23 protein-coding genes and 1 pseudogene are annotated in these 26,443 nt (G+C 66.9%); 8 read left to right on the forward strand and 16 right to left on the reverse strand.

Annotated features, from left to right (window positions below; all coding sequences use genetic code 11):
• Window positions 1-5 precede the first annotated feature (5 nt).
• Together DYI37_RS18610 and DYI37_RS18615 are read right to left on the reverse strand one after the other, a co-directional pair.
• Window positions 6-1,028, reverse strand: coding sequence for a glycosyltransferase family 4 protein (locus DYI37_RS18610; RefSeq protein ID WP_116684781.1), 1,023 nt, complete (start codon window positions 1,026-1,028; stop codon window positions 6-8).
• Complete coding sequence (locus DYI37_RS18615; RefSeq protein WP_116684782.1) at window positions 1,028-1,864, reverse strand: UDP-2,3-diacylglucosamine diphosphatase; 837 nt, start codon at window positions 1,862-1,864, stop codon at window positions 1,028-1,030. The genes DYI37_RS18610 and DYI37_RS18615 overlap by 1 nt, the downstream gene beginning before the upstream one ends.
• Before the next feature lie 245 nt (window positions 1,865-2,109).
• Between DYI37_RS18615 and DYI37_RS18620 the strand changes: the two genes are divergently transcribed.
• Complete coding sequence (locus DYI37_RS18620) at window positions 2,110-4,428, forward strand: NADP-dependent malic enzyme (protein WP_116684783.1); 2,319 nt, start codon at window positions 2,110-2,112, stop codon at window positions 4,426-4,428.
• A gap of 164 nt (window positions 4,429-4,592) precedes the next feature.
• Window positions 4,593-5,351, forward strand: coding sequence for a DUF2865 domain-containing protein (locus tag DYI37_RS18625; RefSeq protein WP_158555220.1), 759 nt, complete (start codon window positions 4,593-4,595; stop codon window positions 5,349-5,351).
• Here DYI37_RS18625 and gltX read toward each other — a convergent pair.
• Window positions 5,311-6,687, reverse strand: a complete 1,377-nt coding sequence (gene gltX, locus DYI37_RS18630) for a glutamate--tRNA ligase (RefSeq protein WP_116684785.1) — start codon at window positions 6,685-6,687, stop codon at window positions 5,311-5,313. The two genes, DYI37_RS18625 and gltX, sit on opposite strands and share 41 nt — an antisense overlap.
• A 214-nt stretch (window positions 6,688-6,901) precedes the next feature.
• On the opposite strand from gltX, the gene DYI37_RS18635 reads away from it, so the two are divergent.
• On the forward strand, window positions 6,902-7,708 hold the full coding sequence (locus DYI37_RS18635) for a phosphatase PAP2 family protein (protein WP_116684786.1): 807 nt from the start codon (window positions 6,902-6,904) through the stop codon (window positions 7,706-7,708).
• A gap of 79 nt (window positions 7,709-7,787) precedes the next feature.
• Here the strand turns inward: DYI37_RS18635 and thrS are convergent, their stop codons facing one another.
• Window positions 7,788-9,794, reverse strand: a complete 2,007-nt coding sequence (gene thrS / locus DYI37_RS18640) for a threonine--tRNA ligase (RefSeq protein WP_116684787.1) — start codon at window positions 9,792-9,794, stop codon at window positions 7,788-7,790.
• Between the two features lie 146 nt (window positions 9,795-9,940).
• Between thrS and DYI37_RS18645 the strand changes: the two genes are divergently transcribed.
• A complete protein-coding gene (locus tag DYI37_RS18645) occupies window positions 9,941-10,420 on the forward strand; it encodes an NUDIX hydrolase (protein WP_158555221.1) in 480 nt (159 codons plus the stop codon).
• A gap of 3 nt (window positions 10,421-10,423) precedes the next feature.
• Here DYI37_RS18645 and yidD read toward each other — a convergent pair.
• From yidD to DYI37_RS18665, 4 genes and pseudogenes are all read right to left on the reverse strand, one after another.
• Window positions 10,424-10,672 (reverse strand): annotated as a pseudogene (gene yidD, locus DYI37_RS18650) (membrane protein insertion efficiency factor YidD); the annotation flags it as partial.
• A complete protein-coding gene (locus DYI37_RS18655; RefSeq protein WP_158555222.1) occupies window positions 10,662-11,036 on the reverse strand; it encodes a HepT-like ribonuclease domain-containing protein in 375 nt (124 codons plus the stop codon). The gene DYI37_RS18655 and the pseudogene yidD, both read right to left, overlap by 11 nt.
• A complete protein-coding gene (locus DYI37_RS18660) occupies window positions 11,033-11,341 on the reverse strand; it encodes a nucleotidyltransferase family protein (RefSeq protein ID WP_116684791.1) in 309 nt (102 codons plus the stop codon). Before DYI37_RS18660 ends, DYI37_RS18655 begins: the two co-directional genes overlap by 4 nt.
• Window positions 11,342-11,359: 18 nt before the next feature.
• The gene (locus DYI37_RS18665) at window positions 11,360-11,812 is read right to left on the reverse strand and encodes an iron-sulfur cluster assembly scaffold protein (protein WP_116684792.1); all 453 of its coding nucleotides are present in this window, start codon (window positions 11,810-11,812) and stop codon (window positions 11,360-11,362) included.
• A gap of 331 nt (window positions 11,813-12,143) precedes the next feature.
• Here DYI37_RS18665 and folE point away from each other — a divergent pair, with 331 nt between their 5' ends.
• The 3 genes from folE to DYI37_RS18680 all read left to right on the forward strand — a co-directional run bounded on the left by folE (window position 12,144) and on the right by DYI37_RS18680 (window position 14,335).
• The gene (folE, locus tag DYI37_RS18670) at window positions 12,144-12,767 is read left to right on the forward strand and encodes a GTP cyclohydrolase I FolE (RefSeq protein ID WP_116684807.1); all 624 of its coding nucleotides are present in this window, start codon (window positions 12,144-12,146) and stop codon (window positions 12,765-12,767) included.
• A gap of 14 nt (window positions 12,768-12,781) precedes the next feature.
• Window positions 12,782-13,186 (forward strand): phosphoribosyl-AMP cyclohydrolase, encoded by a 405-nt coding sequence (gene hisI / locus DYI37_RS18675; RefSeq protein ID WP_116684793.1) that lies wholly within the window; start codon window positions 12,782-12,784, stop codon window positions 13,184-13,186.
• Between the two features lie 135 nt (window positions 13,187-13,321).
• Window positions 13,322-14,335, forward strand: a complete 1,014-nt coding sequence (locus DYI37_RS18680) for a patatin-like phospholipase family protein (RefSeq protein ID WP_116684794.1) — start codon at window positions 13,322-13,324, stop codon at window positions 14,333-14,335.
• 72 nt (window positions 14,336-14,407) lie between these two features.
• On the opposite strand, the gene DYI37_RS18685 is transcribed toward DYI37_RS18680, so the two are convergent.
• The 8 genes from DYI37_RS18685 to DYI37_RS18720 form a co-directional block, all read right to left on the reverse strand.
• On the reverse strand, window positions 14,408-14,842 hold the full coding sequence (locus DYI37_RS18685) for a CBS domain-containing protein (protein ID WP_116684795.1): 435 nt from the start codon (window positions 14,840-14,842) through the stop codon (window positions 14,408-14,410).
• A gap of 86 nt (window positions 14,843-14,928) precedes the next feature.
• Window positions 14,929-15,681: a rhomboid family intramembrane serine protease gene (locus DYI37_RS18690; RefSeq protein WP_116684796.1), complete on the reverse strand. Its 753-nt coding sequence runs from the start codon at window positions 15,679-15,681 to the stop codon at window positions 14,929-14,931.
• 658 nt (window positions 15,682-16,339) lie between these two features.
• Window positions 16,340-17,998: a BCCT family transporter gene (locus DYI37_RS18695; protein ID WP_116684797.1), complete on the reverse strand. Its 1,659-nt coding sequence runs from the start codon at window positions 17,996-17,998 to the stop codon at window positions 16,340-16,342.
• A gap of 507 nt (window positions 17,999-18,505) precedes the next feature.
• Window positions 18,506-19,615: a catalase family protein gene (locus tag DYI37_RS18700; protein ID WP_116684798.1), complete on the reverse strand. Its 1,110-nt coding sequence runs from the start codon at window positions 19,613-19,615 to the stop codon at window positions 18,506-18,508.
• Window positions 19,616-19,787: 172 nt separating this feature from the next.
• Entirely contained in the window at window positions 19,788-21,548 is a 1,761-nt protein-coding gene (locus DYI37_RS18705) for a bifunctional protein-serine/threonine kinase/phosphatase (RefSeq protein ID WP_116684799.1), read from the reverse strand.
• Window positions 21,549-21,653: 105 nt separating this feature from the next.
• Window positions 21,654-22,514 (reverse strand): formate/nitrite transporter family protein, encoded by an 861-nt coding sequence (locus DYI37_RS18710; RefSeq protein WP_116684800.1) that lies wholly within the window; start codon window positions 22,512-22,514, stop codon window positions 21,654-21,656.
• Window positions 22,515-22,983: 469 nt separating this feature from the next.
• The gene (locus tag DYI37_RS18715) at window positions 22,984-24,111 is read right to left on the reverse strand and encodes an ABC transporter substrate-binding protein (RefSeq protein WP_116684801.1); all 1,128 of its coding nucleotides are present in this window, start codon (window positions 24,109-24,111) and stop codon (window positions 22,984-22,986) included.
• A 4-nt stretch (window positions 24,112-24,115) separates the two neighbouring features.
• On the reverse strand, window positions 24,116-24,706 hold the full coding sequence (locus DYI37_RS18720) for an ANTAR domain-containing response regulator (protein ID WP_116684802.1): 591 nt from the start codon (window positions 24,704-24,706) through the stop codon (window positions 24,116-24,118).
• 310 nt (window positions 24,707-25,016) lie between these two features.
• On the opposite strand from DYI37_RS18720, the gene DYI37_RS18725 reads away from it, so the two are divergent.
• Window positions 25,017-26,443: methyl-accepting chemotaxis protein (locus tag DYI37_RS18725; protein WP_210209339.1), on the forward strand; the 1,427-nt coding region annotated here is incomplete at its 3' end.

Here is a 26,443-nt window from a genome sequence, read left to right on the forward strand (position 1 = left end):
GGCACTCAGGCAGACAGCGGCCGCTCGGCAAGGTTGAGATCGCAGGCTTCCAGGAAGATGTCGGCGCAGGCCTCCCAGGAAAAGTCGAGCGAGCGGCGCAGCGCATCCCCGCGATCGAGCGTCAGTGCGGCCAGGGCGGCCTCGCGCAGATCGTGCGAGATGACGCCCGCCGCCGAGGAGCCGAGAACGTCGAGGGGCCCCGGCTCGCGATAGGAGGCGAAGGGCGTGCCGCAGGCCAGCGCTTCGAGAAGCACGATGCCGAAGGTATCGGTGCGCGAGGGAAACACGAAGACATCGGCCGAGGCGTAGTAGCGCGCCAGCGTTTCGCCCGTCTGGAGCCCCGCGAAGTGGACGTCGGGATAGCGCGCGACGAGGGCCTCCCGGCTCGGACCGTCGCCGACGACGAGTTTCGAGCCCGGCAGGTCGAGATCGAGGAAGGCCTCGATGTTCTTTTCCGGCGCAAGGCGCGAGACGGTGAGGAAGATCGGCCCCGGCAGGTCGAGGGCGAGCGGCGGATGCGGTTTGAAGATGCTGCGATCGACGCCGCGCGTCCAGGTCTTCAGATTGGCGAAGCCGCGCGCGGCGAGCTCGGTGTGCATGGTCCGGGTCGGTACGAGACAGGCGAGCGACGGCGCATGGAAGCGCCGCAGCCAGCCATAGGACCAGCGCTCGGGCACCGGCACGCGCGCGCTCAGATATTCGGGGAAGCGGGTATGGAAGCTCGTCGTGAAGGCGATGCCGCGCGTGAGGCAGGCCTTGCGCATGGCGCTGCCGATCGGGCCTTCGGTCGCGATGTGCACATGGTCCGGCCGCACCGCGTCGAGCCGCCGGCCGGCGAGCCGCGCCGTCGCCAGCGACAGGCGGATGTCGGGATAGGTGGGGCAGGGAAAGGTCAGGAAGTCGTGCGGCGAGAGGACATGGATCTCGTGGCTGCGCCGCTCGAGCGCCCCCATGAGGTTCGACAGGGTGCGAACCACGCCGTTGACCTGCGGCTCCCAGGCATCGGTTGCGAACAGGAAACGTCCCATCAGGCGGCCTCGCTCGTCGTCTTTGCCTGGCGCTGCGGCTGAACGGGCAGGCGCAGGACCGTTGCGGCCGTGTGCTCGTCGCGCAGGATGTCGGCGAAGCGGATCAGTTCGAGCCGGCCGTCGAAATGCTCGGCGACCGCCGTCAAGCTTTCCACCCAGTCCCCGGTATTGACGTATTCGACGCCCGAGAGGGCGCGAAGCTCGGCATGGTGGATATGGCCGCAGATGACGCCGACGCAGTCCCGCCTTTCGGCCTCGCCCGCCAGCGCCTCCTCGAAGGCCCCGATGAAGCTGACGGCGTTCTTCACCTTGAGTTTCGCCCAGGACGAGAACGACCAGTAGGGAAAGCCGAGCTTCCGCCGGATGGTGTTGAAGACCACGTTGAGGGCGATCGCCGCGTCATAGGCCCAGTCGCCGAGATAGGCGATGAGCCGGGCATTGCGCACCACGATGTCGAATTCGTCGCCGTGCATCACAAGGAAGCGTCGGCCGTCGGCGGTCACGTGGACGTCGTTCTGGCGCACTTCGACGCCGCCGAAATGCTGGCCGGGAAAGCTGCGCAGGAACTCGTCGTGATTGCCGGGAATATAGACGATGCGCGTGCCCTTGCGCGCCTTGCGCAACAGCTTCTGCACCACGTCGTTATGGCTCTGCGGCCAGTGCCAGGACCGCTTCAGGCGCCAGCCGTCGACGATGTCGCCGACGAGGTAGAAGGTCTCGGCGTCGTAGCGCCTCAGGAACTCGATGAACATGTCGGCCCGGGCCGCCTTGGAGCCCAGATGGATGTCCGAGACGAAGATGGTCCGGAAGGTCTTGGATTCGCTCGATTGAGACATGTCGCTCCCGCGTCCTCGTTCTCTCATCGTGACGGGACATGCATTGGGCGAGTTGCGTAACATCCGTGTGACGCGCGGGCGCCCGGGAGCCCTTGTGGCACCCGGGCCGGGTCCGGCCGGCAACAGTCGGATCGCTCGCGCTATCGTTAGCCGGGAAGATGTGGATCGAGGCCCGGGGCGCGTTGGCTTCCGCCCCTCCTGCCTCTATCTTCGCCCGCTCAAGCGATGTGGTAGGGAGCCGGTCAATGTCATCCGAAAAAGAAAACGAACGCCTGTCAGAAGGCGATCTCGACCAGCAGGCGATCTTCTACCACCAGAATCCGCGCCCCGGTAAGCTCGCGATCACCGCGACCAAGCCGCTCGGCAACCAGCGCGACCTCGCCCTCGCCTATTCGCCCGGCGTCGCCGCGCCCTGCCTCGAGATCGCCGCCGACCCGCACAAGGCCGCCGACTATACCAGCCGCGGCAATCTCGTCGCGGTCATCTCCAACGGCACGGCCGTTCTCGGCCTCGGCGATATCGGCCCCCTCGCCTCCAAGCCGGTGATGGAGGGCAAGGCCGTCCTCTTCAAGAAGTTCGCCGATATCGACGTCTTCGACATCGAGATCGATGCCCGCGAGATCGATCATGTCTGCGAGGTGGTCGCCGCGCTCGAGCCCACCTTCGGCGGCATCAATCTGGAGGACATCAAGTCCCCCGAATGCTTCGAGATCGAGGACCGGCTGCGCAAGCGCATGAAGATCCCGGTCTTCCACGACGACCAGCACGGAACCGCGATCATCGTGGCGGCGGCGGTGCGCAACGCGCTGCGCCTCAACGGCAAGAAACTCGAAGAGGTGAAGATCGTCGCCTCGGGCGCGGGCGCGGCCTCGCTCGCCTGCCTCAACCTCCTCACCGAGCTCGGCGCCCGGCGCGAGAACATCATCGTCACCGACCGCGAGGGTGTCGTCTACGAGGGCCGCAATTCGGGGATGGATCCCTGGAAGGACAAGTACGCGCGCAAGACCGACAAGCGCACCCTCGAGGATGCGATCGACGGCGCCGACATCTTCCTCGGCCTTTCGGCGGCGGGCGTCCTCAAGCCCGAACTCCTGAAATCCATGGCGAAGGACCCGCTGATCCTCGCGCTCGCAAATCCGGTGCCCGAGATCATGCCGGATCTCGCCCGCGAGGTGCGCCCCGACGCGATGATCTGCACCGGCCGCTCGGACTATCCGAACCAGGTCAACAACGTCCTGTGCTTCCCCTTCATCTTCCGCGGCGCGCTCGATTGCGGCGCGACGCACATCACCGAGAAGATGAAGATGGCCGCCGTCGACGCCATCGCCTCGCTCGCCCGCGAGAACGTCAACGAGGTGGCCGCCAAGGCCTACGGATCGGACACGCCGGTCTTCGGGCCGGAATATCTGATCCCGACGCCCTTCGACCCGCGCCTGATCCTGAAGATCGCGCCGGCGGTGGCCAAGACCGCCGAGGAAGAAGGCGTCGCCACGCGCCCGATCGCCGACATGAACCAGTATCTGGAGACGCTGAACCGCTTCGTGTTCCGCTCCGGCCTCATCATGAAGCCGATCTTCAAGAGCACGCAGGACACCAATCACCGGGTCATCTTCGCCGACGGCGAGGACGAGCGCGTCCTGCGCGCCGCCCAGGTCCTCATCGAGGACCGGGTCTGCCAGCCGATCCTCGTCGGGCGCCCCCAGGTCATCGAGACCCGGCTCGAGCGCTTCGGCCTGTCCGTTCGCCCGGGCGAGAATTTCGAGATCATCGATCCGAGCAACGATCCGCGCTATCGCGACTATGTCGACCACTATTTCCAGAAGGTCGGGCGCAAGGGCATCTCGCCGGATTCGGCCCGCACCATCGTGCGCACCAATTCGACCGTGATCGCGGCGACCGCCGTCTCGCGGGGCGAGGCCGATGCGATGATCTGCGGTCTCGAGGGCCGCTATCCCCACCATGTGCGCGACATCAGCCATGTGATCGGCCTCGAGCCGGGCGCCAAGCGCTTCGCGGCCCTCAGCGTGCTGATCGCCTCCCAGGGCACCAAGTTCTTCGTCGACACCTATGTCCAGCGCAATCCGAGCGCGGCCGACATCGCCGAGATGACCATCCTGGCCGCCGACGAGATCCGGCGCTTCGGCATCACCCCCAAGGCCGCCCTCGTCTCCCATTCCAATTTCGGAACCGACGACACCGAGGATACCCGCAAGCTGCGCGAAGCGCTGGCGCTCATCCGAGAGCAGGCGCCCGATCTGGAGATCGACGGCGAGATGCACGGCGATTCGGCCCTCAACGCCCTCACGCGCGAGCGGGTGATGCCGAATTCCACCTTGACCGGCGAGGCCAATCTCCTCGTCTTCCCGACGCTCGATGCCGCCAACATCACCCTCAACGTGGTGAAATCCATGCTGGACGCCCTGCATGTGGGCCCGATCCTTCTCGGCACCCGCTCGCCGGCCCACGTCCTCACCCCCTCCGTCACCTCGCGCGGCGTCGTGAACATGGCCGCGATCGCGGCGGCCCAGGTGGTCAAGAAGGAACGCGAAGGCAGCGAACGCTGAACGGGTTCCCGCCCCGCCCGCCCGAAAGTGTGGGCGGGGCGCAACACCTCGTTTTTCGCGGTCCCGCGTGGCGGAACGCTTCGATGCTAAGGCCGTAATACATATTCCACCGGTCGGCGATCCGAGGATCGACCCGACGGATGCAGCATGAGGACCCCGTGGCCATGACCGACACGACAAGCCGGTTCCTTCCCCGGTTCCTGCTCGCGGCGAGCGTTCTGGCGGCAGGTCTCGTTCCGATGGCTCCGCAGCCCGTGGCCGCCCAGTCCTTCCTGCAGAAGATGTTCGGCGCCCCGACGGCCGAGCATCGGCGCAAGATCAGGCAGCCGGTGCGCAAGGTGATCCGCAAGAAGCAGGTGCGCAAGCGCACGGTCTCGCGCCAGGCGGTGAGCCGTTCGAGCAGCCATTCGAGCGCGCGCGCGTCACACGGCGCGGCCGCCTCCAGCCATACCTACCAGACGCTTTGCGTGCGCAAGGCGGACGGCTACTTCTTCCCGATCAGCTTCTCGACGACCGAAACCTATTTCGACCGCGACCTGGAAGCCTGCGAGGCGCGCTGCCCCGGCACGGATGTGGATCTCTACGTCCACCGGGTCCTGCGCGAGGAGCCCGACCAGATGGTGAGCCACACCTCGGGCCGAAGCTATACCGACCTGCCCTCGGCCTTCCTCTACAAGACCGCCGGCATCGACGAGACGGCGGCCAAGGCCTGCGAGATCGCGCCCGAGCTCGACCCCGTGATCACGGTCGCCGAGAATCTGGGCGCGCTTCCCTTCCAGTCCGCGATCCCCCTGCCCGCGCGCCGGCCCGATCCCTTCTCGGCGATCGCGGGGCTGGAGACGGCGGCCGTGGAGCCGCAGACGGCGAGCGCGGAGCCGGTGGTCATCCGCCAAGTCGGGCCGCAATTCTTTCCCGACCAATGAGCGGCAGGAGCGCGGCCAGTTCCGGTCCGTGATCGAGGCCCGTGAGGGCAAGCCTCAGCGGCATGAAGAGCTGGCGCCCCTTGCGTCCCGTCGCAGCCTTCAGGGCCTTGGTCCAGGCGCTCCATGTTCCCTCGTCGACCGGCCCTTCCGGCAGATGGGCGAGGGTCTCGCGCAGGAAGGCCGCGTCCTCGCCGGGCAGATCCGCCGGATGCGGCACCTCGCCGTAGACGATCTCGCGCCAGCCGGCGGCATCGTTCACCCTCGAACAATTCGCCCGGACCGCCTGCCAGAACGCGTCGTGATCGTCGGTGGGCACCGCGAACCGCTTGAGGCGCCCGGCAACGGCCGGCGTCTCCAGCCGGTGCACCAGATCCTCGTTGAGGCGGTCGAGTTCGGCGGGGTCGAATTTCGAGGCGGACGGCGAGACATCCTTCAGGTCCAGCCGGTCGGCCAGCGCGTCCAGATCGTCCATCGCCTCGATCGAGCCGGCAAGGCCCACGAGCACCGCGAGCGAGGCGAGCGCCATCGGCTCGTAGCCCTCGCGCCGCAGGGCATCGATCGAGAGCGCGCCGGAGCGCTTGGAAAGCCCCTCCCCGGTCAGCGTCGTGATGAGGTTGTGATGGCCGAAACGGGGCGGCGTCAGGCCCAGCGCCTCGAAGATCGCGATCTGGACCCCGGTATTCGTCACATGGTCGTCGCCGCGAACGACGTCGGTGATGCCGAGATCGCCATCGTCGACGATCGAGGGAAGGGTATAGAGATAGCTGCCGTCCTCGCGGATCAGCACCGGGTCCGACAGGGAGGCGAGATCCACCGTCTGGGGGCCGCGGACGAGATCGTCCCAATGGACCTCGCTGCGCTTCGTGATCGCCGGGTCGCCATCGTGATTGGGCAGGAGAAAGCGCCAATGGGCCTTTCGCCCGTCCGCCTCTAGCCTGGCCTTCTCCTCGGCGGAAAGGCGCAAGGCCTCGCGGCCATAGACCGGCGGGAGCCCGCGCGCGGCGAGCCGCTTGCGCTTGCGGTCGAGTTCGTCCGGCGTCTCGTAGCAGGGATAGAGGAGCCCCCGGCTCTTCAGGCGTTCGGCCGCCTCGTCGTAGAGCCGCACCCGGTCCGACTGGCGCACGACGAGGTCCGGCACGATGCCGATCCAGGCGAGATCGGTCTCGATCCCGTCGGCGAAGGCCCGGGTCGAGCGCTCCTGGTCCGTATCGTCGAAGCGCAGGACGAAGCGCCCGCCCGTCTTTTTGGCCTGGAGCCAGTTGAAGAGCGCGGTTCTCAGGTTTCCGATATGGATGAGACCGGTCGGCGAGGGAGCGAAGCGAAATGTCGGGTTCATGGGACGAGGCGTTACCAGACTGCCTCCGCGCCGCGCAATCGTTCCCGGCGGAGCACGATGCCGAAGAGTTGTATGACGCGTCCGGCGAGATCGCGCGGCAGAACGACGTCTCGAAGCGAAATGCCGGCCCCGCCTCCTCGCATTTCACGTCGGCGCATTGCTCGCGGGCCTTGCGGCTACAGATTGCGCCAAGAGCCAACGCCCGGAGCCCTCGATGTACGACATCGCCCACCTGAAGACCCTCGTCAGAAAGCGCGTCGAACTGCGTGTCCTGATCGCGATCCTCCTTGCCGCCGCCGCGATCTGGGCGTTCGTGGCGATCGCCGGCGAGGTGACCGAGGGCGACACCCAGGGCCTCGACGAGGAAATTCTCCTCATGATGCGCAGTCCGGCCGATATCAGGGAGCCCTACGGCCCCCATTGGCTGGAGGTTCTCGGCCGCGACCTGACGGCGCTCGGCGGCACCGGCATCCTCATCATGATCACGGCGTTCGCCGCCCTCTACATGATGATGCGGGGCGGCCTGCGCACCGCTCTCGTGATGGTGGCGGCGATCGCCTCGGGCTTTGCCGCGAGCCAGCTTCTCAAATGGGGCTTCTCGCGGCCGCGCCCCGATCTCGTCCCGCACGGGACCTATGTCTACACGTCGAGCTTTCCGAGCGGCCATTCCATGATGTCGGCGGTCGTCTACCTGACGCTCGCGATCCTCACGGCCCGCACCGAGGCCCTGTGGCGGGTGCGGGTCTTCCTCATTCTCTCGGCCGTCGTCCTCACCGTCCTCGTCGGCATCAGCCGGGTCTATCTGGCGGTCCACTGGCCGAGCGACGTCCTCGCCGGCTGGACGATCGGCGCGGCCTGGGCGATTGCCTGGTGGTTCGTCGCGCGCTGGGTGAGCGAGCCGGCGGCAGGCCGGGGCGGCGAGGCGGTCGCAGCCTCCGATCCCGCGGCCGGCATCGAGGAGACCCGCGCGCCGGAGACGGAGGCGGACCGGATCGCCGAGGCCGACCGGCCGGCACGATAACGCCCGGCGAGGAACCCGCCGGGCGTCGTTCATGATCGGATGGGAGTGCCGGTCGGCCCGGCCGGCGGAAAGGCCGGTCTCAGGCCTCGGCGCTCCGCTTCATCGCCTTGCGCATCACGTCGGGCGGCGTGGCTTCGGCGGCCAGCGTCTCGACCGCCTCTTCGAGGCCCATCGCCGTCTGGTCCTTGGAGCCGAGGCGGCGGATATTGACCGCCCGCTCCTCGGCCTCCCGCTTGCCGCAGACCACGATCACCGGGACCTTGGCGAGCGAATGCTCGCGCACCTTGTAGTTGATCTTCTCGTTGCGAAGATCGGTCTCCACCTTCAGCCCCGCTTCGCGCAGGATCCCGGCGACCTCGAGGGCGTAGTCGTCGGCTTCCGAGGTGATGGTCGTGACCACCGCCTGCACCGGCGCGAACCAGAGCGGCATGTGGCCGGCATGGTTCTCGAGGAGGATGCCGAGAAAGCGCTCCATCGAGCCGCAGATCGCGCGGTGGATCATCACCGGCCGCTTCTTCTCCGAATTCTCGTCGATATAGAAGGCGCCGAAGCGTTCGGGCAGGTTGAAGTCGACCTGGGTCGTGCCGCACTGCCATTCGCGGCCGATCGCGTCGCGCAGGGTGTATTCGAACTTCGGCCCGTAGAACGCGCCCTCCCCTTCCAGAATACCCGTCTTGATACGGCCGTCCGACTGGGCCTCGATCTCCTTCAGGACATCGCCCATGATCTTTTCGGCATGGTCCCAGTTCTCGTCCGAGCCGACGCGCTTCTCGGGCCGCGTGGAAAGCTTCACCACGATCTCCTCGAAACCGAAATCGGCATAGATCGAGAGGATGAGATCGTTGATGCGCATGCATTCGGCGGCGAGCTGGTCCTCGGTGCAGAAGACGTGCGCGTCGTCCTGGGTGAAGCCGCGCACGCGCATCAGCCCGTGCAGGGCGCCCGAGGGCTCGTAGCGGTGCACATTGCCGAACTCGGCATAGCGGATGGGCAGTTCGCGATAGCTCTTCAGGCCATGCTTGAAGATCTGCACATGGCCCGGGCAGTTCATCGGCTTGATGGCGAAGACCCGGTGATCGGCCTCCGCGTCGTCGGGATGGGTGAGCGCATGGGCCGACTTCACCGCGAACATGTTCTCCTGGTACCAGCCCCAGTGGCCGGAGGTCTCCCAGAGCGACTTGTCGAGGATCTGCGGCGCGTTCACCTCCTCATAGGTGCCGTCGAGCCGGCGCCGCATGTAGGAGACGAGGTTCTGGAACATGCGCCAGCCCTTGGAATGCCAGAACACGACGCCCGGCCCCTCCTCCTGGAAGTGGAACAGGTCCATCTCCCGGCCGAGCCGGCGATGGTCGCGCTTCTCGGCCTCCTCCAGCATGGTCAGATAGGTCTTGAGCTGGTCCTTGGTGGCGAAGGCCGTGCCGTAGATGCGCGAGAGCATGGGCCGGGTGGAATCGCCGCGCCAGTAGGCACCGGCCGTCTTCATCAGCTTGAAGGCGTCGCCGATCTGTCCCGTGGAGGCCATGTGCGGGCCCCGGCAGAGGTCGAACCATTCGCCCTGGCGGTAGATCTTGAGATCCTGATCAGCGGGAATCGCGTCGACGAGCTCGACCTTGAAGTCCTCGCCCTTCTCGGCGAACACCCGGCGCGCCTCGTCGCGCGACCAGACCTCCTTGGTGAAGGCGGCGTTGCGCTGGATGATCTCGGCCATCTTCTTCTCGATGACCGGCAGGTCCTCGGGCGTGAAGGGGGTCTTGCGCGAAAAATCGTAGTAGAAGCCGTTCTCGATCACCGGGCCGATGGTGACCTGAGTGCCCGGCCAGAGCTCTTGCACGGCCTCGGCGAGCACATGGGCGCAGTCGTGGCGGATGAGTTCGAGGGCGCGCGGATCGTCCCGCGTCAGGATTTCGAGGGCACCGGCACGGCCCACCGGATCGGAAAGATCGCGCACCTCGCCGTCGAGGGCGTAGGCGACGGCCTTCTTGCCGAGCGATTTGGAAATGCCCGATGCGATCTCGGCGCCGGAGGTTTCGGGCGCGTACTCCTTGATCGAACCATCGGGAAAGGTGAGGGAAACGGCCTCGGCCACTGGCTTGCTCCTTGGGTTTCCAGTCCCGCCTACGAGCGCGGGTGGGGTGAATGAAGTCGCCCTCCTCAACACCGGAGAACGGGCCCGGTATAGGCGGAACGCAGATGGGGCTCAAGCAGAGAGACAGGAAGAGAGAGGACCCTTCGATGAACACGAATCCAGACCTTGCGAGCGACTGGACGCCGCCGGAACGGATCAGGCCCATCGCGATCGGCCTCATCGTCGCCGACGGCCATGTCCTCCTGATGGAAGTGCGGGACCGAACCGGTTTCCTCAAGGGCTTTCGGCCGGTCGGCGGCGGCATCGAATTCGGCGAGAGCGCGGAACAGGCCCTGCTTCGCGAATTTCGCGAGGAACTCGGCTGGGAACCGCATGCGGCCTCGCTCCTGACGGTCTGCGAGAACCGCTTCGAACACAATGGCGCACCCGGCCACGAGATCGTCTTCGTCTTCTCCGGCGAGCGCCCCGAGGGCGCCCCCGCCCCGCTCCCGGACACCCGTCTCGATTTCCTCGACCACGGGGTCGCGACGTCGATCCGCTGGGTTGCGCCCGACGAACTCGAACGGGTGCCGATCTATCCGGAGGCGATCGAACCGCTTCTGCGCACGGCGATCGCCGGGACTTGATCACTCCGGCACGTTGTCGATCCCGCCCTTGCCGAACGGCCCGCAGCGGCCGACGCGCTTCGCCGTCAGCCAGCCGCCGCGCAACAGCCCGTGCCGGGCGATCGCCTCATAGCCATATTCCGAACAGGTCGGCAGGTGCCGGCAATGGCCGCCGATCAGTGGCGAGAAGGTGAGCTGGTAGAGGCGTACGAGCCCGATGCCGAGAAGCCGGCCGGGCGTCTTCGCCCAGGGGCCGGAATAGTTACGCGACATCTTCGCCGGCCTCGCTGAGGATCGGTTCGAGCGCTGCCTTGAGAACCGGAATGTCCCGGCGACCCGTCGCGACGACGATCGCGACGATGACGTCGTCATAGCCGTGGACCAGACGGTTGCGCATCGTGTAGGCGGCAAGCAGCTCGAGTTCGGGATGGGCGGCAGCAAATCCCGGATGCTTGCGAAGAATGCGTCCGCTGAGCTCCCCCACCTGCTCCACGGCCTTGGAAAGCGCCAGCTCGTGCACCCGCCTGGTCTCGAAAAGGGTATCATTTGCGCCTTCGAGCAGAGCCTCGACTTCACGGCACCAGTCATGGAGCGACAGGAGCCGGTCGATAAGATCGGATGGAAGATCGGCGTTCACAGGGGAACGGCGCCTCTGCCGATCCGCTCGCGCGTTCGCATCGGAAAGCCGTTTTCCAGACGAATATCGACGCGAACCCCGGTTTTGCGCGTCAGTTCGATCTCCATCCTGGCCAGATCGAAATAGGTGAATGTCGGCGCACGCTCGTCCGAGGCGAGAAACTCCACGAGAATATCGAGATCGCTCTCCTCGCCGTCCTCGCCCCTCGCCACCGATCCGAAGACGCGCGGATTGGCGACGGGATAACGCGACAGGATCTCCCGGATCGTCTCGCGATGCCTGTCGAGGGCTTCGGAGGGCTTCATGTCGCGGCGCCGCCTCGCTCAGGCCGCCTGCGAGGAGGACTTGCCGTTCGCCTCGATCTGGTCGAGGGCGTCCACCACCGCGTCGAAGGTCAGCATGGTGGAGGCGTGGCGCGCCTTGTATTCGCGCACCGGCTCCAGATATTTCAGGTCCTCGAACCGCCCTTCGGGCGCCGGGCCGTTCTCCTTCAGCATCGCGCGCATGGTCTCGCGCACGGCCCTCAGTTCGGCCGGCGTCGCGCCGATGATGTTGCGCGCCATCACCGAGGAGGAGGCCTGGCCGAGGGCGCAGGCCTTCACCTCGTGGGCGAAATCGGACACCTGGCCGCCGTCCAGCTTCAGGTCGATATGGACGGTCGAGCCGCAGAGCTTGGAATGGGCCGTCGCGCTCGCATCGGGCGCATCGAGGCGTCCGGTGCGCGGAATATTGCCGGCCAGTTCCAGGATGCGGCTGTTGTAGACGTCGTCGATCATGAGGCAGGTCCGTTGGATGCGTGAGGCCGGCAGCTTCCGCTCCGGCAGTCCGATCGCCGGCGGCGATTCTTGTCTATCATTCGGCGAACGGCCTCTTTATATAGGCGCCATCCGGCCGGGTCGAAAGGGACCCCGAACGCCGGGCGCCGCAGGTTTCGCGCGAAGCTCGCCGCGAGAGGCGGACGGACAGGCGCGCACGAAGACGTCAGACGGAGGGTTGCCCGTGACGAAGGACGACAGGACCGACGGTTCCGCCCCCTCCTCCCAGGCGCCGGACCTCCATTCGGTCTGGGTGGCGGCGCGGATTCCGCATTTCAGGGAGAAGACAGCGATGGAAGCCGTGGTCAAGCCGTTTCCCGCAAGCGCCGGCACCGAGGCGGCGGGCCGTCCCGACCGCGCCGAGGCCGAGGAGGCCGTCCGCACGCTTCTGCGCTGGATGGGCGAGGACCCGACCCGCGAAGGTCTCCTGGAGACGCCTGCCCGTGTCGTCAAAGCCTATGGCGAACTCTTCGGCGGCTACAAGCAGGAGGCCGGCGACGTGCTCGGCCGCACCTTCGAGGACGTGTCCGGCTACGAGGACATGGTGCTCGTCAAGGATATCGACTTCCATTCCCATTGCGAGCACCACATGGTGCCGATCATCGGCAAGGCGCATGTCGCCTACGTGCCGCACGGGCGCGTGCTCGGCCTGTCCAAGATCGCCCGCCTCGTCGACATCTACGGGCGGCGCCTGCAGACCCAGGAATCCATGACCGCCCAGATCGCCGACGCCATGCAGCGCCTGCTCCAGCCGGCGGGCGTCGCCGTCATGATCGAGGCCGAGCATCTGTGCATGTCCATGCGCGGCATCCGCTCGCGCGGCGCGACCACCATCACCACCGCCTTCAACGGCGCCTTCAAGACCGATGCCGAACTGACCCGCCGGTTCATGAAGCTGAGCGGCCAGTCCACCTGAGCGACCCCGCCATCATGTCCGAACCCTTCGCATCCCCCGCTTCCGCCCGTGAGCAGGAAGAGGGCGAGACCTTCCGCCCGCGCTTCGATGCCGCAGGCCTCGTCACCGCCGTCGTCACCGACCACGAGACCGGCCGGCCGATGATGGTCGCGCACATGAATGCCGAGGCGCTGGACCTCACCCTCGAAACCGGCATCGCCCATTACTGGTCGCGCTCGCGCGGCTGTCTGTGGAAGAAGGGCGAAACCTCGGGAGCCCTCCAGAGCGTGCGCGACATCCATGTGGACTGCGACCAGGATGCGGTCTGGCTGTCGGTCGTCTCGGCCAAGCCCGAGGACACCTGCCATACGGGGCGGAAATCCTGCTTCTATCGGCGGCTCGATTCAGACAGCAGAAAGCTCGTTGCCGCACACTCGTGAGGGAAGGCGGCGCCGACGTGTTGAGCTGGCCCTTGCGATCGGACCCTCGCCCGAGACCATCGCGCCATCCGGGGGTCCGCGCGAGGTCCATGCTCGAAACGGACCGGCCGCGTCACGGGGGGTGAAGCGCAGGCGATGATGAACCGAATGATCCACCGGCGCGACGCATCGGCCGCGAGTGTCACACCGGGCGAGACGGCGGACCCGCAAGGGGCCGGCGGCGCCGCCTCGGCAGGCGCCACCCCGAAGCGCCGCAAGGGCGACCGGGAGGGCATCGCGCTCGCGCTCGGCGGCGGGGCTGCGCGGGGCTGGGCGCATATCGGCGTGATCCGCGCGCTGGAAGAGGCCGATATTCCCGTCTCGATGGTCGCGGGCACCTCCATCGGCGCGCTGGTAGGCGGCTGCTATCTCGCCGGCAAGCTCGACGACCTCGAAGCCTTCGCCCGCTCGCTGACCCGGCGCGGCATGTTCCGCTTCCTCGATTTCCATCTGGGCGGTGCCGGTCTCATCCGGGGCATGCGCCTGTCGGACCGGCTCACCGATTCCCTTCACGGCGTTGCCATCGAGGATCTGTCTCGGCCCTTCGTGGCGGTGGCGACGGATTCCCGGTCGGGCCACGAGGTCTGGCTCGACAGCGGCTCGCTGGTGCTCGCCATGCGCGCCTCCTATGCCCTTCCCGGCGTGTTCGGCCCGGTGGACTGCGCCGGGCGGCGCCTTCTCGACGGCGCGCTGGTCAATCCGGTGCCCGCCAATGTCTGCCGCACCATGGAGGAGAGGATGGTGGTCGCCGTCAATCTCAGCCACGACCTCTACGGCCGCGCCGCCGTGGTGCGCCTGTCTGCGCGGGACTGCGATCCCTCGAGCCCGGACTGGCGCGAACGCCGCAATCCCGAAGGCCGCGCCCGGCGCGAGAATTTCGGCATCGTGCGCTCCATGGTCGATGCCTTCAACATCATCCAGGACCGGATCTCGAGGTCACGGCTCGCCGGCGATCCGCCGGACCTGTCGCTCAATCCGCGGGTGCGCGAGATCGGCCTGTCGGAGTTCAACCGCGCGGCCGAGGCGATCGATCTCGGCTACGAGGCGGCGAGCGCCCGCATCTCCGAGATCAGGCAAATCGCGAGGGAAATCTCGGGCGATCGCGACTGACGGACGCCATGGCCCACCGGGGCCGGCCATGCCGTCCGCCCCCGGACCACAGGCGCCCGTCTTCAAGGCTCCTCAGGTCGTGTGGATATAGTCGCGCAGATTGCTGGCTTCCGCCTCGGCTTCCGAGATCTTGCGCTTGACCACGTCTCCGATCGACACGAAGCCGCTTAGGCGGCCATCCGCATCGGTGACCGGCAGATGGCGGAACCGGCGCTCGGTCATCAGGACGAGCGCCTGATCGATGGTCATGTCTTCGGTGGCGGTGACGACGCGCGGGGTCATCGCGTCCTTGACCGACTGCTTCAGACTGTCCGGCCCGCTCTTGCCGACCACGCGCACGATGTCGCGTTCCGAGACGATGCCGGCGACGCCGCCCTCGCCATCGGTGAGGACGATCGCGCCGATGCGCCGTTCCGAGAGCAGCTTGGCGACCTCCGCCAGGGTCACGTCCGCGGACATGGTGGTCACGTCCCGGCCCTTGTCCTCCAGTATCCGCTTGATCGTCATGCCCGTTCACTCCCTCACTGGCAGAACACGTCCCGCCCATGGTGCGACGGCGCGGGCTTCCTCGCAAGTCGCCAAACGGGTAGTGATCAGATCGCCGGGCGGCCGGGTCCGATCGTGTCGCGGCGATCGAAGAGGGCAAATCCCAGAAAGCCGAAGATGAAACCGCCGAGATGGGCCTGCCAGGCGACGTTGCCCGGGCCGAACGCGCCGCCGAGACCCGTGGAGAAGGCCAGATTCGTCACGAAGAAGACGGCGACGAAGACGACGACCGTCCGGTTGGTGAGACAGGAGAGGATCGGCTCGAGCGGCAGGCGCGCGCCTGCCCGCATCAGGCCGATGCCGCCGGCCCGCGGAAGCGCGAAGCGGCACGCACCGCCCATCAGCGCCGAAACGCTGCCCGAGGCGCCGATCATCGGCGCGAGGAGGCCGGGCTCGAAGACGTAGAACAGGGCCGCGCCGGCGACCGAACCCGCGATCATGAAGGCGAGGAAGCGCTGGGCGCCGATGCGCCGGGCGACCGGCGTGCCGAAGACGAGAAGCCACAGACAGTTGAGGCCGACATGCATCCCGTCGCCGTGGAGAAGCAGATAGCTGGCCGGCGTCCAGGCGCCGGCACCGGGCTCGCGCACCAGGCAGAACTCGGCGAGATCGGCATAGCAGCCCGGAATGAAGGAGAGATTCAGGATCATCCAGCCTTCGACGAGCGGACTTGCCAGATAGACCCGGAAAACGTGGATGACGACGAGAAGCGCGATCACGCCGAGCACGACGTTGGGCGTGTTGAAGGCCGGCGGCTGGCGGCGGCGGATCGGCGTATAGGGATCGGGTTGGGGCGTCACGGGTTCGGGTCCGGCCTTCTCGGGTTCTGATACGGGATGCGCGGAACCGCGCCAGCTTCATGCGAGGCGTTCGTCCCCACTCGCCACTCATACCAGCGGATATGTGAAAGCATCGCTTCCGAATATCCGTTGGCAGCCCGAGCGGGGCCTAAAGCATCGGGGCGAAAAGGGGATCCGGTTTTCGGATCATCCGATGCGTCGGCGAGAAAGCGGAGCCTCGCCGGACGTGGATCGACCCCAAGGGGACAATTCACGTCCGGCGGTATGATAGGGCACCGGACGGCAAAGTGGTGTCGGGCCCCCCATGTTCCGGATCGGAAATGAGACAAGTCCGGGTCGACCTTCCGGTCGAAGGACGCGCCAGCGCCGGCCACCGGGCAAAAAAGAGGCCGCACACCGCGACGGGCGCGGCGGCGGCCTTGAAGAGATCGGCCGGAGACCTGGAGGTCAGTCCCGTCCCGGCGAAACGATCCGTGCTGCGGATCGAGAACCAACGCTCGTTCCTCCGATCGATAACCCGGCCGCCTGCGGCGCGCAAAGCATTCCGTTCGGCGTCGTTAACGCGGTGGGCGAGGCCCGATTACCGTGATGGTGTGGGCACCGCGGTGGAAGGAGACGAAGGGGCGGCGGGCGAGAGGACGCCGCCCACCCCGTGGCCTCAGCCCCGGTTCTCGCCCTCGGGAAGAAGGCGCGGCGGGCCTTTGAGAAGCTTTTCGTCCACGAAGGGGCTCGGCGAGGCCGCTTCCGCCTCCTCCTCGGACCGGTACCACTGTTCGTTGCGATAGAGCGGCAGCTTGTCCCGGCCGAGCGCCCGGATGAGGCCCCACATCAGGACGAAGAGGACGAAGGCGAAGGGGAAGCCGGCGACGACGGCGGCCGCCTGGAGCGCGTTGAGGCCGCCCGCCGCAAGGAGAATGGCGGCGATCACGCCCTCGGTCGAGACCCAGAACAGGCGCTGGATCTTGGGCGGATCGTCGTGTCCGCCGGCCGTCAGCATGTCGATGACGAAGCTGCCGGAATCGGAGGAGGTCACGAACCAGACGACGATCATCACCACGATCAGCCCCTGGATGAAGGTGGTCAGCGGATAGGACTCCATCAGCACGAAGATCGTGTTGCCGTAGCTCTCCTTGGTGGCTTCGATCAGCCCCGGATCGCCGGCAAGGCTCATCTCGATCGCAACGCCGCCGAAGGCGGTGAACCAGAAGAACAGGATCGTCGCCGGAATGAACATGATGCCGAGCATGAATTCCCGGATCGTGCGTCCGCGCGAGATGCGGGCGATGAAGATGCCGACGAAGGGCGACCAGGAGACCCACCAGGCCCAGTAGAAGATCGTCCAGTCCACCTGCCAGTTGGTATCGGAATAGGCCTCAACCCAGGTTCCGAGATCGACGAGGGAGCTCAGATAATTGCCGGTGTTCTCGACGAAATGGTCGAAGATCGAGAGCGTCGGGCCGAAGATCACCGCGAAGGACAGGAGCGCGAAGGTGAGCCAGATGTTGAAGGCCGAAAGCCGGCGGATGCCGTCGTCGAGCCCCATCATCACCGACACGCCCGCGCAGGCGGTGATGATCACGATGAGAATGATCTGGACGAAGGGATCGGTCGGAATGTCGAACAGCATCTGAAGGCCGTCATTGACCTGGATGACGCCGAGCCCGAGCGTCGTCACGATGCCGAACATGGTGCCGAACACCGCGAGGATGTCGACCGTATGCCCCCACGGACCGTAAATCCTCTTGCCGATCAGCGGATAGAGCGCCGAGCGGATCGAGAGCGGCAGGCCGTGGCGGTAGTGGAAATAGGCGAGCGACAGGCCGACGATGGCGTAGATCGCCCAGGCATGCAGGCCCCAGTGCATGAAGGACAGCACCATCGCCTCGCGGGCGGCCGCCACGGTCTCGGGCTCCTGAAGCGGCGGCGCGAAGAAGTGATAGAGCGGTTCGGCGACCCCCCAGTAGAGGAGGCCGACGCCGATGCCGGCCGAAAACAGCATCGCGGTCCAGTTGAACAGGCTGTATTCGGGCTTTTCCGTCTGGGCGCCGAGGCGGATATCGCCGAACCGGCTGAAGGCGAGGAAGAAGCTCATGACGAGCGCGGCGTTCACGAGGATCACGAACACCCAGCCGAACTTGTTGGCGATCTCGTTCTGAAGGAACGGGAAGACCTCGGAGGCGACTTCGGTGAACAGGGCGCCGAACAGGATGAAGCCCAGGATCAGCACGGCGGAGACGATGAAGACCGGTCGGCTGACATGGGGGAAGGGTCCGAGTGACCCCGTCTTGACCGAAAGCTCCTTCTCCGACTGCTCCATGACGTCCCTACCCCTGTTTCGCGTTCTCCGGACGCCGGAGACGTCCGGCGGGTCGTCACACTGCAGATAGAAGCAGATCGCGTGCGACAACCACGTGAACTGCCGCAAGACCGGTCATGGGCAAATTGCAGGCACGGGAGCGATCACGTCCTCGTCAGAAGACGGCATGGCGGGAAATATCCCGCTCCCGGGGCACGCGATGCGGTGGCTGGTGATGCAACCCTTTGGCATCGCCGCGCATTTACGGGGCAAGTCAATTTTCCGATCAACGAAGAATGAGGCTCGAACCCATGATCCGCAGCATCTTGAAGGCGCTTTTCGTCGGATGGGTCACCAAGAAGATCACCGGGCGTGGAAGCAACCGGCGCGCACCGCGCCGCTACTGACACCATTCCCGGCCACCCGCCCGGCGCCTTGTGCCAGGCGGGTCCCGATCAGGGGCTGGCTTCGAGCCGGCCCCTTTCGTTTGCGCCGTTGTCCCTCGACCGGCGTCGCAGCGCCGGCCCCTCAGGCCGGCACCTCATCGAGCGATTTCGGCTCGTGGAACGGGCAGCCGTTGAGGGTGGAGCGCAGTTCGGCGCTCTTGTCGTAGGCGCGCCGGCGCACCCGGTTGACGCCGCCGAGCGGACGATGGGCGGCGAGCCCCGTCCAGGGCGAGAAGCGGATCTCGTCGTCCAGCCGTTCGTTGCGCGTCGCCTCGAATGCGGTCTGAGGCTCGATCGTCACCTCGGCCACCGTGACGAAGGGGCTGAGGTCCTCGGACCATTCCACCGACGGGTCCTCGACGGGCATCGCGATGAGGTCGCGGCACAGCTGCACGCGCAATTCGAAGGTTCCGCCCGCCTCGCCGGTCGCAGCGTTCATCTCCTCGCGAAGCGCATCGGCCCGCCCCTTCACGGCGATCTCCTCGCCCGCGAGAGCCTTGGGCTTTCCGGAGGCCGGCGCGAACTGGAGCTTGGCGATATAGTCGCCATAGCGATAGGCCGTCTGGGTGAAGAAGGTCTGGCCGAGGGGATGGGTGTCCGGCGCACCGCCCAGCGTTTGGAGCGTGGGAGACCCGCCGAGACCCGACTTTTCGAGCCCCTTCTCCACGGTCTGGAGAAAGGCGGAGGCGAGTTTCTTGAGGCCCTCCGCCCGGTCCGTCGTCGCAGCGAGCGCCTTGAGCGTGCGGGCGAAGTCCTTGGCCGACGGCGCCGAGAAGACCGGACCGTTGATCATCACGAAATCCTGCGTCGTCTCGCCTTCCGAGCCCGGCAGGCGTTCGCCGCCCTTCACGTCCAGCACCTTGATCGCGAGACCGCGCGGCACGGAGACCTCGTCGTGAAGGATATCGCCGGGATTGGTGGAAAAGCGCAGGATCACCGGATGCTCGCCGGGGGAGGCGAACAGACCCTGGGCCAGTTCCTCGGGCAGGTTCTCCCGGATCCGCATCCGGCCGACGAGCTCGCCGTGGTTCTTGGCGTGGACGCCGCGCGCCGCCCGGCCCTCCTCGGCCTTGGTTCTCCTGACGATGTAATCGAAGCTTTTCTCGAGGCTTTCGTTCGTCTTCGCCTCGTCGTCCTCGCTCGTCTCGACGATCGGACTGAACCGGATCGGATCGGGGATGGAAGTGGTCATGTCTCGCCCTTCTGGATCGTGATCGCACCGCGACTTCCAGTCAGACGGACCGAATGCGTGTGCTTCCTGCGAAACGAAATGATTCAGACGTGAATGAGTTCACGGCGAGTTCGAGAGGAAGTCGTCGCATGGGCGTCTCGCGGGCCTTGCCCGTCCTTCGCGCTGCATCCCGTCATCCGTTCGAGGCACCGCTCGCCAGAAGAACGAGAACCAGAACCGCGAGGACGGCCGAGATCGCCTGCCAGAAGCGCACCGGATCGCGCTCGGCAAAGGAGGGCCGCCGGTCCCATCCGAGCGCGCGATTGGGGGTGGCGAGATCGGCGACGAGCTCGGCCACCTCGTCATAACGCCGGTCGGGATCGGGATGGACGGCCCGTTTCAGCGCCGCATCCGCCCAAAGCGGCACGGGGCTGTCTTCGCCCGAGGCGCTGTCATAGGCGATGCGCCGCTGCTCGCGCCTCGTGCGCGTTCGCGCCATGGCCGCGCCATAGGGCAGGCGGCCGGTGAGAAGCTGGTAGGCGAGCGTGCCGAGGGCGAAGACGTCGGCCTTGGGCGTGATCGGATCGCCGAGCAGGATCTCGGGCGCCGTGTATTGCAGCGCTCCGGGAATGTCGGCGCGGCTCGAGACGGGCGCCGCGCCCTCGACGCCGGCAATGCGCGTCGAGCCGAAATCGATGACGGTGACATGGCCCGTCTCGTCGATCATCACATTGGCGGGCTTCAGGTCGCAATGGACCATGCCGCGCCGGTGCATCTCCTGAAGGCCCGAGGCGATCTGGGCGACGATCGGCCGAATATCGGCGAGATCGGGATTGCGATTGTCCCTCATCCAGTCGTCGAGGGTGATGCCCTCGACGAGCGCCATGGTCGTATGGGCGAGGCGGCGCGGCCGGGGCGCTGCGACCGCCTTCAGAAGATGGGGGTGGGCGAGACGGCGCGCGACCCATTCCTCCATGGCCATCGCGCGCAGATGCGCCTGATCCTCGGCCTTGTCCCGGGCCGCGACCTTGAGCGCCGCCCTCTCGCCGGTCTCGGTGTCCTCGGCCTCGAAGACATGGCTTCTCGCCGAGGCGTGAAGCACGCCCAGGATATGCCAGCCCTCGAAGATCTCGCCGGGCTCGGGAACGGCGCGCGGCAGCGGAAGAAGAAGCGCTGCCTCCGGATCGTCTGCGGCATCCTCCCGCAAGGCCTCGGCAGGCTCCGGCAGGGCGTCGACCCGCAGGATCTGGATCGTGAGGTTATCGGCGGAGCCGGCCTTCAGCGCAGCCGAGACGATCGCCCGCGCCGCCGCGTCGAGATCGCCGGCCTCCTCGATCGCCAGGGCGATGGCCGACGCGGGCAGATGGTCGTGCACGCCGTCGGTCGTGAGCAGGAAGACGTCGCCCTCGGCCACCGGAAAGGCGGCATGGTCGATCCGCACGTCCCTCGCCATTCCGAGCGCGCGCGAAAGGGCGGGGCCGGCCGGGCCCTCGGTGTGGTGATCCTGCGTCAGGCAGTCGAGCCGCCCTCCCTCGAGGCGCTGGATGCGGCTGTCGCCCACATGGAAGAGGTGGGCCATGCGCCCGTGCAGAACGAGCGCCGAGAAGGTGGTGACGAAGCCCCGCTCCGCGCCGCCTTCGGGGTCCGCGAGCCGCGCCGCCCGGCCCTGACCGTAGAGCCAGGCATTGGCGGCGGCGACGACCCGGCCCGCCGAGGTCGCCACGGTCCAGCCGTCCGAGGTGCAGTAATAGTCCTCCAGAAAGCTCCTCACCGCCGTCTGGGCGGCGAGATGGGAGACGGGCGAGGAGGAGATGCCGTCGGCGATCGCAAGGGCCACGCCCTTCATCTGAAGCGCCGGCCCCTCGGGCACGATCGCCCCGTAAAAGTCCTGGTTGACCGGCTTGCGGCCGGCGGCCGAGTGCTGGCCGAGGGAGATGGCGAGTGTGCTGGCCATGCGCGAAGGAACTGCGGGGAGGACTGGGGAGAATGATCGCCGATCGCGGACGGCCAAACGGCCCCGGCCCGTTTCGGGCGGGGCCGTCCGACAGCGTTCCGGCGATTATTCGGCGGGCTGGCCGGAGAGCGGGCTCACCGGTCCGACGGCCGCCTTCGACTTCGTCGTCTTGCTCGTCGCGATGTTGTAGGTCGAGTAGAGCATCGCGCCGACAAAGGTGATGCCGCCCACCAGATTGCCGACCACGGTCGGGATCTCGTTGTAGAAGAGATAGTCGCTCCAGGTGAAATCGGCACCGAGAAGCAGGCCGATCGGGAACAGGAACATGTTCACGATGGAATGCTCGAAGCCGAGATAGAAGAAGACGAGGATCGGCATCCACATGGCGATCACCTTGCCGGAGACAGAGGTCGACATCATCGCGGCGACGACGCCGGTGGAGACCATCCAGTTGCACATCACCGCGCGGATGAAGAGGGTCAGCATGCCGCCCGCGCCGGCATCGGCATAGCCCACGGTCCGCGCATGGCCGATCTCCATCAGCTTGGCGCCGACGGCGTTCGGATCCATGGTGAAGCCCATTGTGAAGATGATCGCCATGAAGATCGCGGTCGTCATCGCGCCTGCGAAGTTGCCGCAGAAGACGAGCCCCCAGTTGCGCAGCATGCCGTTGACGGTGACGCCCGGACGCCGGTCCCAGAGGGCGAGCGGCACGAGGGTGAAGACGCCGGTCAGAAGATCGAAGCCGAGGAGATAGAGCATCGAGAAGCCGACCGGGAAGAGCAGCGCCCCGATCAGCGGATTGCCCGTGTTGACGGTGACCGTCACCGCGAAGGCGGCCGCGAGCGCGAGGATCGCACCGGCCATATAGGACCGGATCAGCGTGTCCTTGGTGCTCATGAACACCTTCGCCTCTCCGGCATCGACCATTTTGGTCACGAATTCCTGTGGCGCGAGATACGACATCGGTCAAAACCCCTTTCGATGTCCGTTGATCGAAACGGAAGCGGTGCGCCCGCTCCCGGTTGATTGGCTCGTCCGCCGCTTGCGGCAGGCCGCGCGGCGACGAAACTCTTCCTTCCGGCCAGGGCCGGCGGCCTTTGCCGCAGCCCTCCTCCGCCCGCCCCGTCCGCTCTTGGGGCGCACTGAAACGCAAAAAGGCTGCTCGACCCTTCCGCACATGCCGGCGGCCACCGGTCGAAGCCCGGTCCGCGAACATGAGAAAGGTCGGCAGCCCTGCCGAGACGGCATCCGCCCTTGGATGCCTTGGAGAGGGATGGACCGCCCCCAAGCGATCCATCCTTCGCATCGATGATTACGGCGTCGGCGCGGGAGGCGCAACCGCAATCTGACGCATTTATCATCTTTTTGTTATTCTGATTGATATTTGTGCATTTCGCCTCGGCGGGCGGCAGCAGACCCGCTCAATCCGCGATCAGCTTCCAGCCCCGCGATCGGAGCGCGGGGCTTCGGCCGATTGCCCGAGAGGCACGGACCCGGCCCCGTGCGGATCGCCGCCGATCGCGCGGGCATGAAGATCGGGCCGAAACACGCCTCGCGCGACGGCCTCCTCCTCCGGCCCGCCGGCCGCATGGCCCCACCGGACCATCTGGCGATGGAGCCATGCGGCATGGCCCGGATCGGGCGGGTTCATGCCGGGCGCCGCGAAGGCGAGGAAGTCCGCCACGTGGCGGGTCCGGCCGCCGCCGATCTCGATCCGGCCCGAAAGGCCGGGGGCGAGGTCGGCGGGATCGACGCCCACATGCTCCTTGCGCGAGAGGAGTTCGGCGAGTTCCGCGTGATTGCCCTCCTCGCCGCACCAGGCCCCGGCATCGAGAAGACAGCGGATGGTGCGCTCCAGAACCTCCGGGCGCTCGGCGAGGAAGCCCGGCGAAACGCCGAGCACCTTTTCGGGACTGCCCGGCGAAAGCTCGGCCTTGGTCGCGGCGATCACGCCGCCGCCCGAGCGCACGGCGATGGTGTTCCATGGATCGCCGGCCGAAAAGCCGTCGATCTGGCCGCTCGACAGATGGTCCGGCATCATAGAGGGCGGCAGGACCGTGATCTCCACGTCCTCGTCGGGCACCATGCCGCTCGCCGCTAGCCAGTCGCGCAGATCGTAGTTGTGGCAGGAGAAGCGGTGGACGACGGCAAAACGGGCCGGCCGGCCGCGCGCGGCGGCAAGCCCGGCAAGGGCCGCCTGGAGGGCCGGGCCCGTCCGGCGCGGATCGTCGAGCGAGGCCGGCGCGCGCGCGATGACCTCGGCGCCGAGGTCCCGGCTAAGGGTGATGGCGTTGCCGCCGGTGTTGAGGACGAGGGGGGCGAAGACCTCGCCGCCGAGCGGGCCGACGGACAGGCTCATGGCGATCGGCAGCGGCGCGGGCATCTGGGCGCAGTCGAAATGGCCGACGCTCATGCGGTCTCGGATCGCGGCCCAGGAGCGCTCGCGGTGAAGAACGAGGTCGACGCCGTGGGAGCGGGCGAAGCCGAGCCGCGCGGCGGTGACGAGGACCGCGCTGTCGAGAAGCGGAAGATAGCCGGCATGGACGATATCGAGAGCCATGGCGCTATCCGTCGCCCAGAAGATCGGCGGCGCTGATCAGGCCTTGCGCCACGTCCGCGATGCGCCGGTTCTCGTTCATGGCGCTGCGCTGGAGAAGCCGGTAGGCTTCCGGCTCCGAAAGACCACGCTTCTTCATGAGAATGCCCTTCGCCTTGTCGACCAGCTTGCGCTCGGCCAGCTGCGAGCGCGCCGCCTCCAGTTCCTGGGTCAGGCGATGGAAGGCGTTGAACCGGGTGATCGCCATGTCGACGATGGGCTTGACCCGGTCCTTGCGCAGACCGTCGACGATATAGGCCGAGACCCCGGCCTCCACCGCCGCGCGGATGGTGTCCCCGTCGGACTTGTCGACGAACATCGCGAGCGGCCGTCGCACCGAGCGCGAGACCTGGAAGACGTGTTCTAGCTGATCGCGATTGGGATTTTCGAGGTCGACGACGATGACGTCGGGCTGGAGGATCTCGATGCGCCTCACCAGCCCGTTGATCTGGTTCACCGTCTCCACTTTGGCATGGCCGGCCTCGCGCAGACCGGCCTCGATGATCGCCGCGCGGACCAGATTCTCGTCGAAGATCAGGATCGAGAGTTCGGCGCTCATCGCCTCATTCTGACGGCGGGGCGCGCTTTTGCAATGCAATCTGTTTGACCACCCTGCCCGTGCGATGGGCAGGGAGCGGCATGCGGCAAGGGCCGCTCTGCGGTTTGGCGGGGTCCCGTTACCCTCCGTGCGAGCGTGCATCATGCCTGCCGATCCAGCCCGGCACAGGCTTCACGATAACGCGAGATTTACGAAGCTGGCTTAAGGTCGGAAGATAACCGACGCGGGTTTTCCATCGGCGCTTCTTCGCCGACCGCCATCTCTGGACCTTTTGCCGATGCGAAATCTCTCTCTTTCCACGAAAATCTCCATGATGGTCGTCGGCTCGCTCGCCCTCCTGACCCTGTTCCTGTCCGTCGCGAGCTTCATTGCCGTCGACAATGACGGACAGCAGCGCGCGAGCGAACGCATGGAGACCAATATGCGGGTCGCCTGGGAGGTTCTCGGCGGATATGGCAACAGCTACCGGCTGGCGGACGGCCGCATCTATGCCGGCCTGCAGCCCCTCAACGATTTCGAGGTCGCGGTCGACAGGATCAACGAGCTCGTCGGCGGTACGGCCACCGTGTTCATGGGCGACACGCGCGTGGCGACCAATGTGGTGGAAGCCGATGGCAGCCGTGCTCTCGGAACCAAGCTCGCACCGGGTCCGATCTACGACGCCGTGCTCGGCTCGGGCACGCCCTATCGCGGCGAGGCCGATGTTCTGGGCACCAGCTATTTCACCGCCTACGACCCGATCAAGACCATGGCCGGCGAGACCATCGGCATCCTCGCGGTGGCCGTTCCCCAGGCCGATATCCTGTCCGGGCTCGCCGGACTGCAGACCAAGCTTCTGGTGGTCTCCGGCCTCACCCTCCTCCTCGTCGGCGCCGGCGCCTTCTTCATGGCCCGCCGCATGGTCAGCCCGCTCGCAGCCCTGAAGGAGACGATCACCAATGTCGCGCGCGGCCGCATCGACCAGGCCGTTCCCCATACGGACCGTGGCGACGAGATCGGCGCCATCGCAAGGGCCGTCGCAGACCTGCGCGGTGCGGTAGCAGAACAGCAGCAGCTGAAGGCGGCGAACATCGCCGAGGAGCGCCAGAAGGAAGACGACCGTCAGCGCCAGGACGAAGAGGCGGCCGGATATGTCCGGGCGCACGAGTTCTTCATGAGCGAGGTGGAAGCCGGTTTCGGCCGCCTTGCCAAGGGCGACCTGACGGCGCGTCTCAACAAGCCCTTCTCCCAGGACTACGAGGGCCTTCGCGCGCTCTTCAACGAAACGGTCGCAAACCTGGAAGGCGCCTTCTCCAACGTGATCGGGCTCGTGCGCTCCACCCATGACGGCATTTCCGAAATGGTGACGGCGACCAACGACCTGTCCCAGCGAACGGAGGTCCAGGCGGCCAATCTGGAAGAGACCGTCGCAGCCCTCGGCGAGGTGACGGGCGCGGTGAACGAGACCGCCAACGGCGCCGACGACGCCCGCAAGGTCGCGAGCGCGGCCCGCCACAAGGCCGCCCAGGGCGGCGAGGTGGTCAAGCAGGCCGTCCAGGCGATGAACGAGATCGAGACGTCCTCCAAGCAGATTTCCTCGATCATCTCGGTCATCGACGAGATCGCCTTCCAGACCAATCTCCTCGCGCTCAACGCCGGCGTCGAGGCGGCGCGGGCGGGCGAAGCCGGCAAGGGCTTCGCGGTGGTCGCCCAGGAAGTGCGCGGCCTCGCCCAGCGCTCGGCCGAAGCTGCCAAGGA

This window comes from Fulvimarina endophytica (genome assembly GCF_003403015.1).
Classification (GTDB): domain Bacteria; phylum Pseudomonadota; class Alphaproteobacteria; order Rhizobiales; family Rhizobiaceae; genus Fulvimarina; species Fulvimarina endophytica.

What these genes read in the sequence shown, in the direction of transcription:
- DYI37_RS18610 (WP_116684781.1), bottom strand. Translation starts at nt 1,028, where the DNA reads ATGGGACGTTTCCTGTTCGCAACCGATGCCTGGGAGCCGCAGGTCAAC.
- DYI37_RS18615 (WP_116684782.1), bottom strand. Translation starts at nt 1,864, where the DNA reads ATGTCTCAATCGAGCGAATCCAAGACCTTCCGGACCATCTTCGTCTCG.
- DYI37_RS18620 (WP_116684783.1), top strand. Translation starts at nt 2,110, where the DNA reads ATGTCATCCGAAAAAGAAAACGAACGCCTGTCAGAAGGCGATCTCGAC.
- DYI37_RS18625 (WP_158555220.1), top strand. Translation starts at nt 4,593, where the DNA reads ATGACCGACACGACAAGCCGGTTCCTTCCCCGGTTCCTGCTCGCGGCG.
- gltX (WP_116684785.1), bottom strand. Translation starts at nt 6,687, where the DNA reads ATGAACCCGACATTTCGCTTCGCTCCCTCGCCGACCGGTCTCATCCAT.
- DYI37_RS18635 (WP_116684786.1), top strand. Translation starts at nt 6,902, where the DNA reads ATGTACGACATCGCCCACCTGAAGACCCTCGTCAGAAAGCGCGTCGAA.
- DYI37_RS18645 (WP_158555221.1), top strand. Translation starts at nt 9,941, where the DNA reads ATGAACACGAATCCAGACCTTGCGAGCGACTGGACGCCGCCGGAACGG.
- DYI37_RS18660 (WP_116684791.1), bottom strand. Translation starts at nt 11,341, where the DNA reads ATGAAGCCCTCCGAAGCCCTCGACAGGCATCGCGAGACGATCCGGGAG.
- DYI37_RS18665 (WP_116684792.1), bottom strand. Translation starts at nt 11,812, where the DNA reads ATGATCGACGACGTCTACAACAGCCGCATCCTGGAACTGGCCGGCAAT.
- folE (WP_116684807.1), top strand. Translation starts at nt 12,144, where the DNA reads ATGGAAGCCGTGGTCAAGCCGTTTCCCGCAAGCGCCGGCACCGAGGCG.
- hisI (WP_116684793.1), top strand. Translation starts at nt 12,782, where the DNA reads ATGTCCGAACCCTTCGCATCCCCCGCTTCCGCCCGTGAGCAGGAAGAG.
- DYI37_RS18680 (WP_116684794.1), top strand. Translation starts at nt 13,322, where the DNA reads ATGATGAACCGAATGATCCACCGGCGCGACGCATCGGCCGCGAGTGTC.
- DYI37_RS18685 (WP_116684795.1), bottom strand. Translation starts at nt 14,842, where the DNA reads ATGACGATCAAGCGGATACTGGAGGACAAGGGCCGGGACGTGACCACC.
- DYI37_RS18695 (WP_116684797.1), bottom strand. Translation starts at nt 17,998, where the DNA reads ATGGAGCAGTCGGAGAAGGAGCTTTCGGTCAAGACGGGGTCACTCGGA.
- DYI37_RS18700 (WP_116684798.1), bottom strand. Translation starts at nt 19,615, where the DNA reads ATGACCACTTCCATCCCCGATCCGATCCGGTTCAGTCCGATCGTCGAG.
- DYI37_RS18705 (WP_116684799.1), bottom strand. Translation starts at nt 21,548, where the DNA reads ATGGCCAGCACACTCGCCATCTCCCTCGGCCAGCACTCGGCCGCCGGC.
- DYI37_RS18710 (WP_116684800.1), bottom strand. Translation starts at nt 22,514, where the DNA reads ATGTCGTATCTCGCGCCACAGGAATTCGTGACCAAAATGGTCGATGCC.
- DYI37_RS18715 (WP_116684801.1), bottom strand. Translation starts at nt 24,111, where the DNA reads ATGGCTCTCGATATCGTCCATGCCGGCTATCTTCCGCTTCTCGACAGC.
- DYI37_RS18720 (WP_116684802.1), bottom strand. Translation starts at nt 24,706, where the DNA reads ATGAGCGCCGAACTCTCGATCCTGATCTTCGACGAGAATCTGGTCCGC.